Consider the following 14,537-nt stretch of genomic DNA (forward strand, 5'->3'; position numbering starts at 1 on the left):
CGTCGTTCCTGGCCGGTCTCCGCCGTGTTCCGGCGTTTTTTGGGGGCCTACGCCGTTCTTTAGCGGCCTTCGCCGTTTGCTGGCCGGTCTATGCCAGGAAGATGTGTCGCTGGGCGGCGGTGGCCTCGAACTCCTCCAGCCGGCGCTGCACCGGCTCCGGAACGGCGTCACACATCGCCTGGAGCAGCACCATGGCCATCGCCATCGGGCCGGTGTGCAGGTCGAACACGAGTTGCGTGCCCACGGCGGCGGGCAGCACCACGTCGGCGAACTCGGCAACCGGGCTCACCGCCGAGTCGGTGATCGCCACCACCGCGAGACCGGCCGCCTTCGCCTCCCGTACCACGTCCACGGCCTCCCGTGGATAGCGCGGCAACACGATCGCCAGCATCGCACCGGCGCCGGCCGCGCGGGCCTGATCGAGCCGGTCCAGCAGTCCGGTGCCACCGCTGTCGAGCACCCGCACATCGGGGAGGACCTTAGCGGCGAAGTAGCCGAAGTACGCCGCGAGCGGTGCGGCCGCCCGCAACCCGAGCACGGGAAGGGGCCGGCTGGCGCTGAGCAGGCGAGCTGCCGACCGTACGGCATCCAGATCTTGAAGTTGCTCACCCAGCCGCCGCAGGTGCTCCGTCTCAGCGTGCACCGCACGCTGCATCGCGTTCTGCCCGGCGGGCTCGACGGGCCCGGTCGCGGTGATCGACCGCAGCTCGCGCCGCAGCGCGGGATAACCGGAGTAACCCAGCGCCATGGCGAACCGGGTCACCGACGGCTGGCTCACCCCGGCCAACTCCGCGACCTCGGCGGCGGAAAGATATGCGGCCTTCGCAGCATGTTCCACCAGACTGTGCGCGATCCGCCGCTGGGTGGGGGTGAGGCGCGCACCCTGAAAGAGGTCGAGCACCCGCTCCGCCGTCTTGATCACCTCGGCATTCACAGACGCAGCTTATGCATAAAAACTTTCAGATCGCCAGGGGTTCGCTCTGTCCAACGATCGCGACCTTCAGCCGTGGTTGGCTCGGCTGGCCTGTCACCGGGTCTGTCACCGGGTCCTGCACCTGGTCTGTTACCTGACCTCTCGCCGGGCCTCTCGCCTGACCTCTCGCCGGGCCTCTCACCGGGCCTCTCCGGGCCGCCGCCGGGCGGCCATTGTGGTCAGGTTTCCGCCTGGACGGCTCCGTGATGCGATGCTCAAGCGGATTGTCTAAGTAATTCAGGGTGGCATGATCGACTGCTTACACCTCGGGGCGCAGATGCGAAAGAATTCTTGTATGAGGCAGGCGTCGTTGTTCAGTAGGTCGCAGATTTCGGTGATGCGTGATCGGACCGCTTCTCGCAATTATTCTGCCTCCCGCGACGCATTTCGACGTGAGCACGAGAGGCATCGTGCGTGGGGTTTGCAGCAGCGCCATGCCGCCAAGCTTCGACGCATTGCGCAGAGCGCATCCAAGCCGGCGACTGCGCCCATGCCGCCCGCTGCGCCGGTGGCGTCGCCCGCGTCGCCCGCGTTGCCTGCTTCGCCTGCTTCACCGGTGGCACTGCCCGTGTCACCAGCTTCGCCCACACCGTCTGCCGTGCCGCGACCGCCGACACCTCCACGACGGGCTGCCATCGATGTGGCTCGGAAAGTAATCCGGCGATGGGGTGCGGCTGTCGTAGTTATGCCTGCCGCGATTTACTCGCCGTGGGTATTTACTGAATTCAGGTGGTCGGCGCAGGATCTTGGTCGAGGTTTCACTCGGTGTTTTCGGATATGGGCGGGTCCGCGTGGGTCACCATTCTGTGGTGAAGGTGGAATCTTTCTTGCCGCATCAGTGGCGTCTGGTGAATTGGCGGCGTGGGGGTGTGCGTCGTAGGGGGCGGCGTTGGGTGGGTGGTGGGTAGGCGGGCGAGGAGGCGCATCACCGTTGAGCGCCTTTGCCTAGGGTGGGTGCATGCGGATCACGGCGCTTCACTCGTACCCAGTCAAGGGTTGCCACCGGATCGACCACGACGAAGCGCAAGTGGAACCGTGGGGTCTCGCCGGTGATCGCCGGTGGATGGTGGTCGATGCCGACGGCGTCGGGATCACCCAGCGTGACACGCCCCGCCTCACCCAGTTGACCGCCCGGCCGCGGCCCGGTGGCCTGCAGCTCAGCGCCCCCGGCTTGCCTGACCTGGACCTGGACGAGCCCACTGACGGCACTGAGATATCTGTGCGGGTGTTCCGGAGCAAACCCATGTACCCGGCTCGTGTCGCTGACAGTGAGTGGATGGGTAAGTTCCTGGGCCTTGACGCCCGGCTTGCCTGGCAGCCCGACCCGACCACACGGCCGATTCCCCGGACCGGCCTGCCCGACGACTCGGTCAGCTTCGCCGACGGTTACCCGCTCCTGCTGGCGAACACCGCGTCCCTCGGCGCGGTCAACGACTGGCTCCTCGAAGGAGGCGACGACCCGGTCCCCATGCACCGGTTCCGGCCCAACCTGGTTGTCAGCGGCGCACCCGCCTGGGCCGAGGACGACTGGATCGGGCAGCGCTTGCGCATCGGCGACCTGACCCTGCGCGCCGAGAAACCCTGCGACCGGTGCCGGGTCACCACGATCGACCAGGAGACCGGTGAGGCCGGGCGTCAGCCGCTGCATGTTCTCGGCAAGCATCGGCGATTCGACAAAGGGCTACTTTTCGCCATCAATCTCACCCCGGATCTGGCTCCCGGCGAGACCGGCACCATCCGCGTGGGTGACACCCTGACGGTGGGTTCGTCTTAGCAGAGTCTTAGAGGAGTTGCCCCGGGCACGGCACGACGACCAGGATGCCCCGGGTGAGTGCTCATCGAAGCCCGTTCTCGATCCGTTGGCTCGCCGCCGGCGGCGCCGCGGTCGTCGCCGGTGTCATCGGCGTCGCCCTGCTGCTCCAGGGCGGCGGGTCCGCCTGCGCCGCGCCACCGAGCACCAGCACCAAGACCGGCAAGGCCACCTTCTACGACCTCGCCGGCACCTCCGGGAACTGCTCGTTCGAGGTGCCCGCCGACGACCTCTACGTCGCGCTCGGCCCCAACCAGTACTCCGAGGGCGCCTCCTGCGGCGCGTACCTCGACGTCACCGGCCCCAAGGGCAAGGTCCGCGTCAAGGTCTTCGACTCCTGCCCCGAGTGCGCCCCCGGGCACCTCGACCTGAGCCGCACCGCCTTCAAGAAGATCGGCGCCGAGGTCGACGGCATCATCCCGATCAAGTACAAGCTGGTCAGCAACCCGGGCACGCCCGCACCGATCAGCGTGCGCATCAAAGAGGGCGCCTCGCAGTACTGGTTCGCCGCCCGCATCGACAACCACGCGAACCTGCTGTCGTCGGTCAAGGTCGCCGGCCCCGGCCGCTCCTTCACCGCCGCCCACCGCACCGACTTCAACTACTGGCTGATCGACAGCGGCGCCGGCTCAGGACCATACAAAATCAGGATCACCGATGTGTACGGGAACACGGCAACCCTCAGCGGGATAGACATGAAGCCCGGTTCCGTACAGAAGACAGGCACCCGCATCACCGGCGGCTCAACCACCGTCACCTCCCCGAAGAAGCAGACAAAGCCGGCCGCCTCCCCGTCGGCCTCCGCCTCCGCCAAGAAGAAGGCAACCGCCCCGTCGGCCTCCGCTTCAACCGCGCCTTCGGACTCAAGCGCCGCACCGGTGCTGGAGTCAGCTCCGTCCGCCGCCGAACAGCAGCCCTTGGTCGACCTGGCCGCCGCCCAGCCGACCTGCTGAGCTCCACGCCTCACCGGCGTGCTGAACCTGCTTGGCCGGCGATTCACCGGTCAAGCAGGTTCAGCCGTCGAGTAGGGCCGGCGGGACTCGAACCCGCACTGTCATGGACCTAAACCATGTGCCTGCTGCCAATTGGGCTACGGCCCCTTGGGTGCATAAATGTACACATCCCGTGGACATTCTTGCCGACCAGGCAGCCGTCTGCCTAGCGGAATCCCGGTAGGAGTAGTGGCCTCGTCGTCATAGATGACGTCATCCGGCGCCGAAGGTTCGCGCCGCGCGCCCGCGTAGGTCGAGGTTTGGCTGTGGCAGTTGGGGCACAGTAACCGCAGGTTACGCGGCCGATTGTCTAAGAAGTCCCCGTTGATGTGGTCGACATGCAACACGAGGGGATGGCCGTTCCACACTGTGCCGCAGCCGCATTTCTCACAGTGTTCCGGTAGACCGATACGCAGCAACGCCTGCTTCAACCTCTGGCCCGGTATCCGCCGGGAACCCTCAGGAAGTTGGACGAGCCGCTCTCGCCAGGGCTTGTTCCATACCCCGCGGTGGCCCCGGTTGTGGGCGGACCCGGTGAAGTGGGAGGTGTCTATACCGAGGCGTTTCAGCTGGCGACTGATGTGCGCATGCGAACCGCCGCTCTGTCGGAGGCCCAGCACTCGCAGGACTCCCGCGATGCTCTGAGCTTGCGCTGCCGCGGCGCTGAGGATCTCTGCCGTGTACTTCGCTGTAGTCATGAAGCAACTTTACGCGCGACGCGGCCAGATCGCGTGCACGGCGGCCGCCTTGCGGGTTTGAACCGCATGACGGCCGCCGTGAGCCCGGGTGGCGCCGCGCCGGCCTGGGGAGACGGTGGCGATTGCTCTCCTGATCGGCGTGTTCGGGCCGGAGTTGCGCGTTTAGCCGGACCTTTTCAACCGGTGGAAAGGCCAGGGAGAAGGCCGGAGGGAAGCATCGGCGGACGGCCCGTGGGACAAGCCTGCAGGAGGCCTGCAGCGGGCCCGGTGGCGGGCCGGCAGTAGGCCCGGTGGCGGGCGGCGGGATGCCGGTGGCGGGGCCGGCAGCGAGCCGGTAGGGCGGGCAGGGAGAGCGGTCAGTTCAGGCCGAGGTCGCGGCGGAGTTTGGCGACGTGGCCGGTGGCCTTGACGTTGTAGAGGGCGTGTTCGATCACACCGTTCTCGTCGATGACGAAGGTGGAGCGGATGACGCCGGTGACTGTCTTGCCGTAGAGCTGCTTCTCGCCGAACGCGCCGTAGGCGATCAGCACGCTTTTGTCCTCGTCGCTGACCAGCGGGAAGGTGATGGCGTCGTGCTCGCGGAACTTGGCGAGCTTGGCCGGCTTGTCGGGGGAGATGCCGACGACCTCGTAACCGGCGGCCTTCAGAGAGGCCAGGGAGTCGCGGAAGTCGCAGGCCTGCTTGGTGCAGCCGGGTGTCATGGCAGCCGGGTACGCGTACAGCACGACTTTGCGCCCGCGCAGGTCCTTGAGGGCGAGGTTGTCGCCGGTGTCGGTCGGCAGGGAGAACTCGGGCGCGGCGTCGCCGGCGCTGAGACGCACGTTTTCAGTCATGTGCCCGACGATAGTGCGGCCCGGTGTGTGCTCCAGAGGCGACGGGCGGCGTGGACGTCGCGGGGCCATTCCTCGCCGCGGCGGGTGAGGGTGCGCTCGGTGATTTCGTAGTCGCCGACGAGACGGTGGAACTCGTCGAGGACATCGGCTTCGCGGAACGGTTTGCAGGAGAAGATGTCGGCGAAGATCTCACGCAGGTGCGGGTAGGTGTGGATGGCGGCGTGCGATTCGGCGAGGATCACGACAGCGGATTTGCCGGCTTTCTCGGGCGGGCCGGCCTCGGTGGCGATGAGCGGGCCGGCGATGACGGTCATGCCGATGCGGGTGACCAGGTCCTGCATGAACGTGGTGAGCGCGGTGTCGTCGCCGAGCAGCCGGGTGTCGCTGATGGCGGAGAGCCGGAGCGTCAGTTCGTCGCCGTAGTGGTCGTCGCCCAGCACGATCATGGGGCCTCCTGAAGCAGTTTCCACAACTGAACGTTACCGCTTCGTGACTCTCCATTGTTGTGCCAATTTGGACGGACAGGAATCCGTTTTGTGGTGGAGTCGGAACCATTTATTCCGATTACATCGACGCTTTGAAAAACGTTATCGATGGTGTTGTACGCACGAAGTGCTGTACTCGCGGTACGCTGCCCGGCACAGCTGACGAGAGTGGAGAGCGGGCCATGAGCGAGGCTACGAACGGGAGCACCACTGTCTCCAGCGAGGTGGTGCAGAAGATCGCCGGCGCGGCTGCCCGGGGCGTCCCCGGCGTCGCGGAGCTCGGTGGTGACGTGGCCCGGTTCTTCAACAGCGTGCTCGACAAGGTCGGCCTGGACGAGGTCGGCGACGCCACCCGCGGTGTCTCGGCGAAGGTCACCGGCAGCGACGTGACGGTCGGCGTGGTGCTGGTCCTGGAGGCCGGCCGGGTCGTCGCCGAGGTGACCGCCGAGGTGCAGGCGAAGGTCAAGGAGGCGCTGTCCGGCTACGGCCTCAACGTCCTCGCGGTGAACGTCAACGTCGACGACATCACCGGGGTCTGAACCCGTTCTCGTAGGCGAAGACCACGATCTGGACCCGGTCGCGCAACTCGAGCTTGCTGAGCAACCGGCCGACGTGTGCCTTGACGGTCGCTTCGGACAGGTGCAGCGTGGCGGCGATCTCCGAGTTCGACCGGCCCTCGGCGACGAGGAGCAGCACTTCACGCTCCCGGCCGGTGAGAAGGCCGGCGAGCCGGTCGACGCGGTTGCCGGCGGACGGGCCAGGCAGGTGCGGCAGGACGGTGTCGAGAAGCCGCCGGGTGACCACGGGGGCGACGACGGCGTGCCCACCTGCCACCGCATGGATTGCGCTGATCAGGTCGGCGGGTGGGACGTCCTTGAGCAGAAAGCCACTGGCCCCGGCGCGCAGCGCGGCATAGACGTACTCGTCCAGGTCGAACGTGGTCAGGACCAGGATGCGGGCGGGGCTGCCGGCGGCGACGATCTCACGCGTGGCCTCGATGCCGTCGAGCACCGGCATGCGTACGTCCATCAGCACCACATCCGGCCGCAGTGCCCGGGTCATGGTGACGGCCTGGGCGCCGTTGCCGGCTTCACCGACCACGGTGATGTCCGGCTGCGCCTCCAGAACCAGACGGAACCCGAGCGACAGGAGCGGCTGATCGTCGGCGAGCAGCACCGAGACAGTCATCAGGTGGCTCCGAAATGCAGCCGGGCGTGCACCTGCCAGCCCGGTCCGGTGCGCGGCCCGGCGTCGAGATGCCCGGCGTACGCGCCGGCCCGTTCCAGCATGCCCGCCAGCCCGTGCCGGTCACCGGGTTCCGGGCGGCCCGCCACACGTCCCGCGCCGTCGTCGACCACCGACACATCGGCGCCGTCCGCGGAATAGCGCAGCGCCACCTCGGCTGTCGCGTGCGGTCCGGCGTGCTTGAGGATGTTGGTGAGGGCCTCCTGCACGATGCGGTAGACGGTCAGGCAGGCCGCGGGCCCCCAGTCGCCCGGTGCACCCTCGCGCACCAGGCTGACCCGTACCCCGGCCTCCCGCATCCGCTCCACCAGTGCGTCGATGTCGTCCAGTCCGGGCTGCGGCGCGCGGCCGGCGTCTCCCGTACGGGAGGAGGTGCGCAACAGACCGACCAGCCGGCGCATCTCACTCAGCGCCTGCCGCCCGGTGGCCGAAACCTGGATCATCACGGCGGCGGCGCGCTGCGGCGCGGCCGGCTCGATGGCGGCGGCCCCGTCGGAGAGGGCGACCATCACGGCGAGGTGGTGTGCGACCACGTCGTGCATCTCGCGCGCGATGCGCGCCCGCTCCTCGGCCACCGCGAGGCGGGCGCGCTGATCGCGGTCCTGTTCCAGCCGTCGGGCTCGATCTTCCAACTCTTGGAGGTACGCGGCGCGCGTCCGCTGGTTGACGCCGGTCAGAGCGGCCGCGGTCGTGGCGGCGGCGACCGCGAAGAACGCGCCCCAGGCAGGCCCTTCCGCCGGACGGTTCTCCAGAGCGGGCAGCACACAGAGCGCGGTGGCCGGCCAGACGTACCGGGCCGGGTGGTAGCGGGCCACGGCGTGCAGGGCGACGAGCGACACGAGGAACGCGGCCGGTGACTGGGCGCCAGTCCCCGCGCTGATCCAGAGCAGCGCGATCGTGGCCAGGAACGCCCGTCCCGGTGCACCGCGACGCCAGATCAGCGGTACCGGCACGAGGACGACCGAAGCCCAGTCGAGCGCGTTCGCCGGGGTGACTGTCGCCCCGGTCTGCCCGGTGAGGACGAGACCGCAGAACGCTGCCAGGGCCGCGGCGACCCCGGCGTCCACGACGCGGGGGTGACGCCCGGCCAGGGCCCGGAACTCGCGCAGCCTCACCCGGCCATTGTGGCCGGGTGAGCCGCCACGGTGTGCCCTCACGGATCCCGGCGGCGGACGACGACCGCACCGGCCCCGAGGGCGAGCAGCACCCAGCCGGCTGTCGTCAGGGCCGCCGGACCGGGGCCGAGCATCTGGAACGGGTTGCCGCCCTCCACCGAGTACATGGCCTGAGCGGCGGCGATCGGCACGTAGCGCAGCACGTCGTCGGCGACGGACTGCGGCAGCGCGGGCTGGATCAGCGCCGGCAGCACGAGCATGACCAGCACGTACACGGTGATCGCAGCGGCCGTGTGCCGCAGCAGTGCTCCGAATCCGAGACCGATCAGGGCGAGGGCCACGGGTGCGGCGGCGGCCCCGGGCAGCGCGTGTGCCGGCAGGTCGCCGAACCCGAGCCGCTGCCCGCCGGGGACGAAGAGCATGGCGACCGCGAGTGACGCCGCGCAGACCACCACCATCACCGGGATCGCCGCGGCGGTCAGCGCGAGGGCCTTCGCCCAGAGCACCGGCGTACGGCGGGGGACGGCTGCGAAGGTGGCCCGGATCAGCCCGGAGCCGTACTCGCCGGTGATCAGGAGGATCCCGAAGACGCCCAGGATGATCGAGATGACGTCGACACCCAGAAACGCCTGCGCGACGAGTGTTCCGGCGGACACCTCCGCACCGGGTTGCCTGTAGACGTTCCAGTTGATCACACCGGCGAGGCCCGCCGTGATCAGCGCGGCCACCACGAAGACCACCCAGGTCGAACGCAGGGCGGCCAGCTTGCCCCACTCCGCGTGCACCACACGGGCGAACGAGACCCTCATGACGCCATCAACTCCATGTACGCCTGCTCCAGCGAGGCCCGATGCGGTGTCAGCTCGTGGAGAACCAGCCGGTGCGCAGCGGCCGCCGTGCCGATCTCCGGAGCGTCCCGGCCCCGCACCTCCAGCAGGCCCGGCTCGAGGCTGGTCACCACCGCACCGTCGGCGACCAGGACCTCCCTCAGGCGGGCGGCCTCCGGTGAGCGGACCAGGCACCGGCTCGCACCCACACCGGAGATGAACGCGTCCACAGTGGTATCGGTGAGGAGCCGTCCCGAGCTGAGGATCAGCAGATGGTCCGCGGTCACCGCCATCTCGCTCATCAGGTGACTGGAGACGAGTACCGTACGGCCCTGGGCGGCCAGATCCTTCAGCATCGTCCGGATCCACAGCACGCCGTCCGGGTCGAGCCCGTTTACCGGCTCGTCCAGGATCACCACCGCCGGGTCGCCGAGGAGCGCGGCCGCCACCCCCAGCCGCTGGCTCATGCCGAGCGAGAAGTCGCCCGCCCTGCGTCCCGCCGCCGCCCCGAGCCCGGCCTCGGCCAATACCTCGTCCACCCGTCGTGCTGGAATCCCGTGGGTGCGGGCGAGCCCGAGCAGATGCGCCCGGGCGGACCGTCCCCGGTGCAGCGCACGCCCCTCGAGCAGCGCACCCACCACGCACAGCGGAGCCGGATGCCGCCGGTACGGCCGGCCGTTCACCAGGGCGGTGCCCGAGGTCGGCCGGTCCAGTCCGATCATCATTCGCATGGTGGTCGATTTGCCGGCGCCGTTGGGACCGAGGAAGCCGGTCACCTGCCCGGGCCGCACTGTGAACGACACGTCGTCCACAGCGGTGGTGTCCCCGAAACGTTTTGTCAATCCGTCGACTTCAATCATGCTAGCGACGCTAGGGACGGCTCGATCCGCGGGGGAGCGCCCACGGTCTCGTGTGAATCGGCCGGACTACGACTGCGGTAGGGGTGCGGGCGCCACCGTGACCTCGGCGGCGCGCAGCCGGAGGACCCCGGTGAGGGCCAGCGCCGCGCCGGCACCGATCGCCACCGCCACGGTGGCCCGGGTCATCCCGCCCGGACCCGCGTTCGGCAGCACGGCGGCGGTGAACACGTCGGCGCTGCCGAACCCGGCGAAGGCAGCCAGCACAAAACCGGACAGCGCCAGGTAGAACGGCGGATGCCGGTAGGCGGCCGCGCAGGTGAGCAGGCCGGCCAGGACCACGACCGCGGGGAACGATCCGCCGTCAAGAATGCGCGTCAGCCCGTACCCCAGGGTGGTGATGCCCGCGATCAGCGCGACCGGCACGACCGAGACCGGCCACCGATGAGCCAGAAGGGTGACCGCGATCGCCAGCAGGACCGCACCCGCCCACCAGGCCCATTCCCGCGGTGGCGGCTCGTAGTCGAGGGTGCCCTGGATTTCGAACGTCCGCGTCTGATCACGCAACGGGACCGCCCATTCACTGAGCCGGTGCGCACGGTCCGGTGCGGCCGCGGCCTGCGCCGGCGGACCGGCCTCCCGCCACTGGGTGCGCTGATCGTGCCAGCGCACGGTGGTCTCGGTGGAAACCTGGCGCCAGGCCGGCGCCGCGGTGGGATCGGCGGAGGCCGGCAGCGGCGTGTCACCGCCGAGGGTCTCGTTGAGGTACGCCGCCGGCGAATTGACGTTCTGATAGGTCCCGTCCGGCCGAACCTCGATATACGGCTCACCGGAGTATCCGAGGATCTCGACAGCCCGCCCGGTCCCGTTGCTGAGCTCCAGCCGCGCGCCGCCCTCGACGACCCGCACGCTCAGCCCGTCCGCCGGGGTGCTGACGCCGGTGACCGTGACCCGGTACGCGCTGACGCCGTTCGTGTCGCCGGTGTGCGCGAACGCCGGACCGGCCGGTACGAGGATCGCACCGGCCGCCGCCAGCAGGAGAAGCGGACGCCTCACCCGGCCGCCTGCTGGACCGCCTGGGTGACCAGCTCGGCGGTGGGCAGGGTGTTGTCCGGCCCGGTCACCTGCTTGCCGTTGACGGTGATCGTCGGGGTGCCGCTGAAGCCGCGCTCGGAGAACTTCTCGGTGGCCTGGGTAGCCCATGTCTTGTAGGTACCTTCATTCACCGCGTTCGCGAAAGTGTCGCTGGTCAGGCCGACCGACTTGGCGAGCTCGATGAGCTTGGCGTTGTCGAGGCCGTCGGAGTTCTCGGCCGGCTGGTTGGCGTAGAGCACGTCGTGGTACTCGGTGAACTTGCCCTCCTGCGCGGCGGCGGCCGACGCGGCGGCGGCCCGGGTGGAATATTCGGTGCCGTTGGAGAACCGGTCCAGGATGGCCACCGGGTGGAACCGCAGGGTGATCTTCTGGTCGGCGACGAGCTGCTTCAGCGTCGCGCCGGCCGCCTGCTCGAAGCGGTTGCAGGACGGGCACATGAAGTCCTCGTAGACGTCCACGGTGACCGGTCCGGTGCCGGTGGCGAAGGCGGTGCCCTCGTCGACAGCCACTGTCGGCGTGCTCAGCGTGCCCTTGTCCTCGCCGGTGACCAGGCTGTATCCGACCAGGCCGGCGATGAACAGGACCACGACCACGGCCACCGAGGTCCAGATCGTCACGGTACGGCGACGCTCGGCGGAACGCTGATGCTCGACGACCTGCCGGGCCTTCAAGGTCCGGTCCCGTTTGCCCTTGCTCATCGTTCCCCCATCAGGACGCCGTCGAGTGAGAACCGGGTCCGCGGCCGCCACAGCAGAATTCCGGAGAGTGCCAGGAACCCGAGGTCACGCAGGATGTCCACGCCGTACGCGGTGTCCTTGCCCGCTGCCAGCTCGCCGCCCGAGCTGAAGCAGCCGCAGTCGATCTGCAGCCCCTGGCTCCAGGCCCAGACGATGCCGCCGATGAAGGTCACCATCAGCAGCGCGGAGATCCCGGCGGTCAGCCGCACGGCCAGCCCGGCGAGCAGCAGCAGGCCGAGGGTGATCTCCAGGAACGGCTGGACGGCGCCGACCACCTTGGCGGTGTCGTACGACATCAGCTGGTAGGCGTTGACCGCGCGGGCGGAGGCCGCGAGGTCGCCGACCTTGAGCCCGCCCGCGACCAGCCAGACTGCCGCCAGGCCGAGCCGGGCGGCAGTGGAGATCCACGGCCAGGCCGCCGGTCTCAGGGTTTCCATGGTCACGCCCCGTTAGACGGTTTCCGTCGTGCTCGAGTTCCCGATCATTCTCACCGGATCACAAGAGGGGCGAATAGGGGCGAAAGTCCCGAATCAGCTGGCTTGGGCGCGGGACACCGCGGTGATCAGCTCGTCGCGGGCACGGGCCACGCGGGACCGGATGGTGCCGACCGGGACGCCCTCGACCTCGGCGGCCTCCGCATAGGACAGGCCGAGCACCTGGGTCAGCACGAACGCCGTCCGCCGCTCGTCGCTGAGCCGGTTCAACAGGTCGGCGCTGGTCAGCCGGTGTGCCGGGTCGGGTGCGGGCAGATCGGTGACGGCCTGCGCGGCGAGCCGGGCGTCGAGGCGGCGGCGGCGCACCACCGCGCGGAGGTGGTCGGCGCAGGTGCGGCGGGCGATGCCGAGCAGCCACGTCCGTACGCTCGAACGGCCGGCGAAACTGTCGAGCACCCGGAAGGCCCGCAGGAAGGTCTCCTGGGTGAGGTCGTCCGCGGAGCCCGGGTCGATCAGGGCGGCGGTGAAACGCCACACCTCAGCCTGGGTGGCGCGGACGAACGCGGCCTGCGCGACCGGGTCGCCCTTGCGGGCGGCGAGGGCCAGCGCGGTGGTCTCGTCGGTCTCGTGCTCACCTTCGGTCACGGGCCAGATGGTACGCGCATCGGCGCCACGGGTCTCCATCTGGAACCATGGCAGAGCTTCGGGCGACTAACCGTCCACAACCGGGAACGGAGTGCGTGTGGCATGACTTACCGACGCCGGGTACTTGTCGTACTGGCTGGGCTGCTGCTCGGGCTCTTCGGGACGCTGCTGGCGGCCGCGCCGGCCAGCGCGCACGCCGCCCTGGTGGGCAGCGATCCCGGCAACGGCACGATCGTGCCGGACGCCCCGAACAAGGTGACCCTCACGTTCAGCGAGTCGGTCCAGCTGCTGTCCGGCAAGATCCGGGTGCTCGCGCCGGACGGTTCCCGCGCCGACCAGGGTGAGCCGGTGGCGGCGGGCACGCAGGTGACCATCCCGCTGCGTTCCGGCAGCGGCCGTGGGACCTACCTGGTCAGCTACCGGGTGATCTCCGCGGACAGCCACCCGGTGGCGGGCACGATCAGCTTCTCGGTGGGCGCGGCGTCGACGCCGCCTTCGGCGGACGAGCAGGACGTGCAGGTCGATCCGGTGGTCCGCGCGCTCATTCCGGTCGCCAAATATCTGGGGTACGCGGGACTGGTACTTCTTGTCGGACCTGTGCTGGTCCTCGCGCTGCTGTGGCCGCACCGGCTGAACCGCCGGGGGCCGGGACGGCTGATCTGGACCGGTATCGGCCTGGTGGCCGGCAGCACCCTGCTCGGGTTGTGGCTCCAGGCGCCGTACACGCTCGGCACCAGCCTGTTCGACGTCGGTGCCGGCGACCTGCGCGACGTGCTCGGCAGCACGTTCGGCGCGGTGATGCTGGTCCGGCTCGGCGTGGTGGTCGCCGCCGCGTTCCTGCTGCGCCCGCTGCTGGTCGGCCCGGCCGGCGGCGAGTCGAAGCTCGACCTGGCCCTGCTCGGTGTGCTCGGCGTCGCCGCCCTGGCCACCTGGCCGCTCACCGGGCACCCGACGGCCTCGCCGGTGGCGGGCGTGTCGGTGGTCGTGGACGCGCTGCACCTGGCGGCCATGGCGGTGTGGCTCGGCGGCCTGGTGATGCTCTTCGCCTTCCTGCTACCCCAGGCCAACGGCCGCGAACTGGGCGCGATCCTGCCGATCTGGTCACGCTGGGCCGCCACGGCGGTCGGCGCGCTGATCTTCGCCGGGGTGGTCCAGGCGCTGATCGAGGTGGCGTCACTGGACGGGCTGATCAACAGCACCTACGGGCGGCTGATCCTGGTCAAGGTGGGGCTGGCCGCGGTGGTGCTGGGTATCGCCTGGTTCTCCCGCAAGCTGGTCAAGTCCCGGGCCGCCGAGGACTCGCCGGGCCCGCTGCGCCGGATCGTCCTGGCCGAGCTCGCGATCACCGCGGTGGTGCTGGGTGTCACCTCGGCGCTGGTGCAGATCCCGCCGCCACGGACCGCCGAGGCCGCCGAGGTCGGTGCCACCAGCACGACGGTCACCCAGATGCTGACCGCCGACAAGATGTCGCTGCAGGTGGACATCTTCCCGGCCACCGTCGGCAACAACTCCATTCATCTGTACGCCTACACGCCGGACAACAAGCCGCTGCCGGTTGTCGAGTGGAAGGCCACCGCGGCACTGACCTCGAAGGGCATCGAGCCGATCGAGGTTCCGCTGCTGCGGATCACCGACTTCCACGCCATCGGTGACATCGCGCTGCCGGCCGCCGGCGAGTGGACTTTCAAGTTCACCGCACGGACGAGCGATATCGACCAATCGACACTGACCATGACGGCGACCATCAACTGACCTCCCGCCCGAACGGCCCGGCCCACCGTGGGCCGGGCC

15 protein-coding genes and 1 tRNA gene are annotated in these 14,537 nt (G+C 69.5%); 4 read left to right on the top strand and 12 right to left on the bottom strand.

The genetic code is table 11. From position 1 onward, the window contains the following. Positions 1-88: 88 nt before the first annotated feature. The gene (locus ACFQV6_RS28005; protein ID WP_378030588.1) at positions 89-934 is read right to left on the bottom strand and encodes a MurR/RpiR family transcriptional regulator; all 846 of its coding nucleotides are present in this window, start codon (positions 932-934) and stop codon (positions 89-91) included. Between the two features lie 997 nt (positions 935-1,931). On the opposite strand from ACFQV6_RS28005, the gene ACFQV6_RS28010 reads away from it, so the two are divergent. Both ACFQV6_RS28010 and ACFQV6_RS28015 read left to right on the top strand, forming a co-directional pair. Beyond that, the gene (locus ACFQV6_RS28010; RefSeq protein ID WP_378030589.1) at positions 1,932-2,747 is read left to right on the top strand and encodes an MOSC domain-containing protein; all 816 of its coding nucleotides are present in this window, start codon (positions 1,932-1,934) and stop codon (positions 2,745-2,747) included. Between the two features lie 44 nt (positions 2,748-2,791). Then, positions 2,792-3,736 (top strand): expansin EXLX1 family cellulose-binding protein, encoded by a 945-nt coding sequence (locus tag ACFQV6_RS28015; RefSeq protein ID WP_378030590.1) that lies wholly within the window; start codon positions 2,792-2,794, stop codon positions 3,734-3,736. Positions 3,737-3,808: 72 nt separating this feature from the next. On the opposite strand, the gene ACFQV6_RS28020 is transcribed toward ACFQV6_RS28015, so the two are convergent. From ACFQV6_RS28020 to ACFQV6_RS28030, 3 genes are all read right to left on the bottom strand, one after another. Beyond that, positions 3,809-3,883, bottom strand: a tRNA-Leu gene (locus tag ACFQV6_RS28020). A 946-nt stretch (positions 3,884-4,829) separates the two neighbouring features. Further along, complete coding sequence (bcp, locus tag ACFQV6_RS28025; protein ID WP_378030591.1) at positions 4,830-5,306, bottom strand: thioredoxin-dependent thiol peroxidase; 477 nt, start codon at positions 5,304-5,306, stop codon at positions 4,830-4,832. Further along, positions 5,303-5,752, bottom strand: a complete 450-nt coding sequence (locus ACFQV6_RS28030) for an S-adenosylmethionine decarboxylase family protein (RefSeq protein WP_378030592.1) — start codon at positions 5,750-5,752, stop codon at positions 5,303-5,305. The genes bcp and ACFQV6_RS28030 overlap by 4 nt, the downstream gene beginning before the upstream one ends. A 221-nt stretch (positions 5,753-5,973) precedes the next feature. Here ACFQV6_RS28030 and ACFQV6_RS28035 point away from each other — a divergent pair, with 221 nt between their 5' ends. Then, the gene (locus ACFQV6_RS28035; RefSeq protein ID WP_378030593.1) at positions 5,974-6,330 is read left to right on the top strand and encodes an Asp23/Gls24 family envelope stress response protein; all 357 of its coding nucleotides are present in this window, start codon (positions 5,974-5,976) and stop codon (positions 6,328-6,330) included. Here ACFQV6_RS28035 and ACFQV6_RS28040 read toward each other — a convergent pair. From ACFQV6_RS28040 to ACFQV6_RS28075, 8 genes are all read right to left on the bottom strand, one after another. After that, positions 6,317-6,979, bottom strand: a complete 663-nt coding sequence (locus ACFQV6_RS28040) for a response regulator (RefSeq protein WP_378030594.1) — start codon at positions 6,977-6,979, stop codon at positions 6,317-6,319. The two genes, ACFQV6_RS28035 and ACFQV6_RS28040, sit on opposite strands and share 14 nt — an antisense overlap. After that, on the bottom strand, positions 6,979-8,151 hold the full coding sequence (locus ACFQV6_RS28045; RefSeq protein WP_378030595.1) for a sensor histidine kinase: 1,173 nt from the start codon (positions 8,149-8,151) through the stop codon (positions 6,979-6,981). The genes ACFQV6_RS28040 and ACFQV6_RS28045 overlap by 1 nt, the downstream gene beginning before the upstream one ends. Positions 8,152-8,189: 38 nt before the next feature. Next, positions 8,190-8,960: an ABC transporter permease subunit gene (locus tag ACFQV6_RS28050; protein ID WP_378030596.1), complete on the bottom strand. Its 771-nt coding sequence runs from the start codon at positions 8,958-8,960 to the stop codon at positions 8,190-8,192. Continuing rightward, entirely contained in the window at positions 8,957-9,838 is an 882-nt protein-coding gene (locus ACFQV6_RS28055; protein ID WP_378030597.1) for an ATP-binding cassette domain-containing protein, read from the bottom strand. Before ACFQV6_RS28055 ends, ACFQV6_RS28050 begins: the two co-directional genes overlap by 4 nt. Positions 9,839-9,904: 66 nt before the next feature. After that, the gene (locus tag ACFQV6_RS28060; RefSeq protein ID WP_378030598.1) at positions 9,905-10,891 is read right to left on the bottom strand and encodes a hypothetical protein; all 987 of its coding nucleotides are present in this window, start codon (positions 10,889-10,891) and stop codon (positions 9,905-9,907) included. Next, positions 10,888-11,628, bottom strand: a complete 741-nt coding sequence (locus ACFQV6_RS28065; RefSeq protein ID WP_378030599.1) for a DsbA family protein — start codon at positions 11,626-11,628, stop codon at positions 10,888-10,890. The genes ACFQV6_RS28060 and ACFQV6_RS28065 overlap by 4 nt, the downstream gene beginning before the upstream one ends. Beyond that, complete coding sequence (locus ACFQV6_RS28070; protein ID WP_378030600.1) at positions 11,625-12,104, bottom strand: MauE/DoxX family redox-associated membrane protein; 480 nt, start codon at positions 12,102-12,104, stop codon at positions 11,625-11,627. Before ACFQV6_RS28070 ends, ACFQV6_RS28065 begins: the two co-directional genes overlap by 4 nt. Positions 12,105-12,197: 93 nt before the next feature. Beyond that, positions 12,198-12,746: a sigma-70 family RNA polymerase sigma factor gene (locus ACFQV6_RS28075; RefSeq protein ID WP_378030601.1), complete on the bottom strand. Its 549-nt coding sequence runs from the start codon at positions 12,744-12,746 to the stop codon at positions 12,198-12,200. Between the two features lie 102 nt (positions 12,747-12,848). On the opposite strand from ACFQV6_RS28075, the gene ACFQV6_RS28080 reads away from it, so the two are divergent. Next, positions 12,849-14,498: a copper resistance protein CopC gene (locus ACFQV6_RS28080; RefSeq protein WP_378030602.1), complete on the top strand. Its 1,650-nt coding sequence runs from the start codon at positions 12,849-12,851 to the stop codon at positions 14,496-14,498. Positions 14,499-14,537: the final 39 nt, after the last annotated feature.

It is taken from the genome of Actinoplanes sp. GCM10030250 (assembly GCF_042666575.1).
Lineage (GTDB): Bacteria > Actinomycetota > Actinomycetes > Mycobacteriales > Micromonosporaceae > Actinoplanes.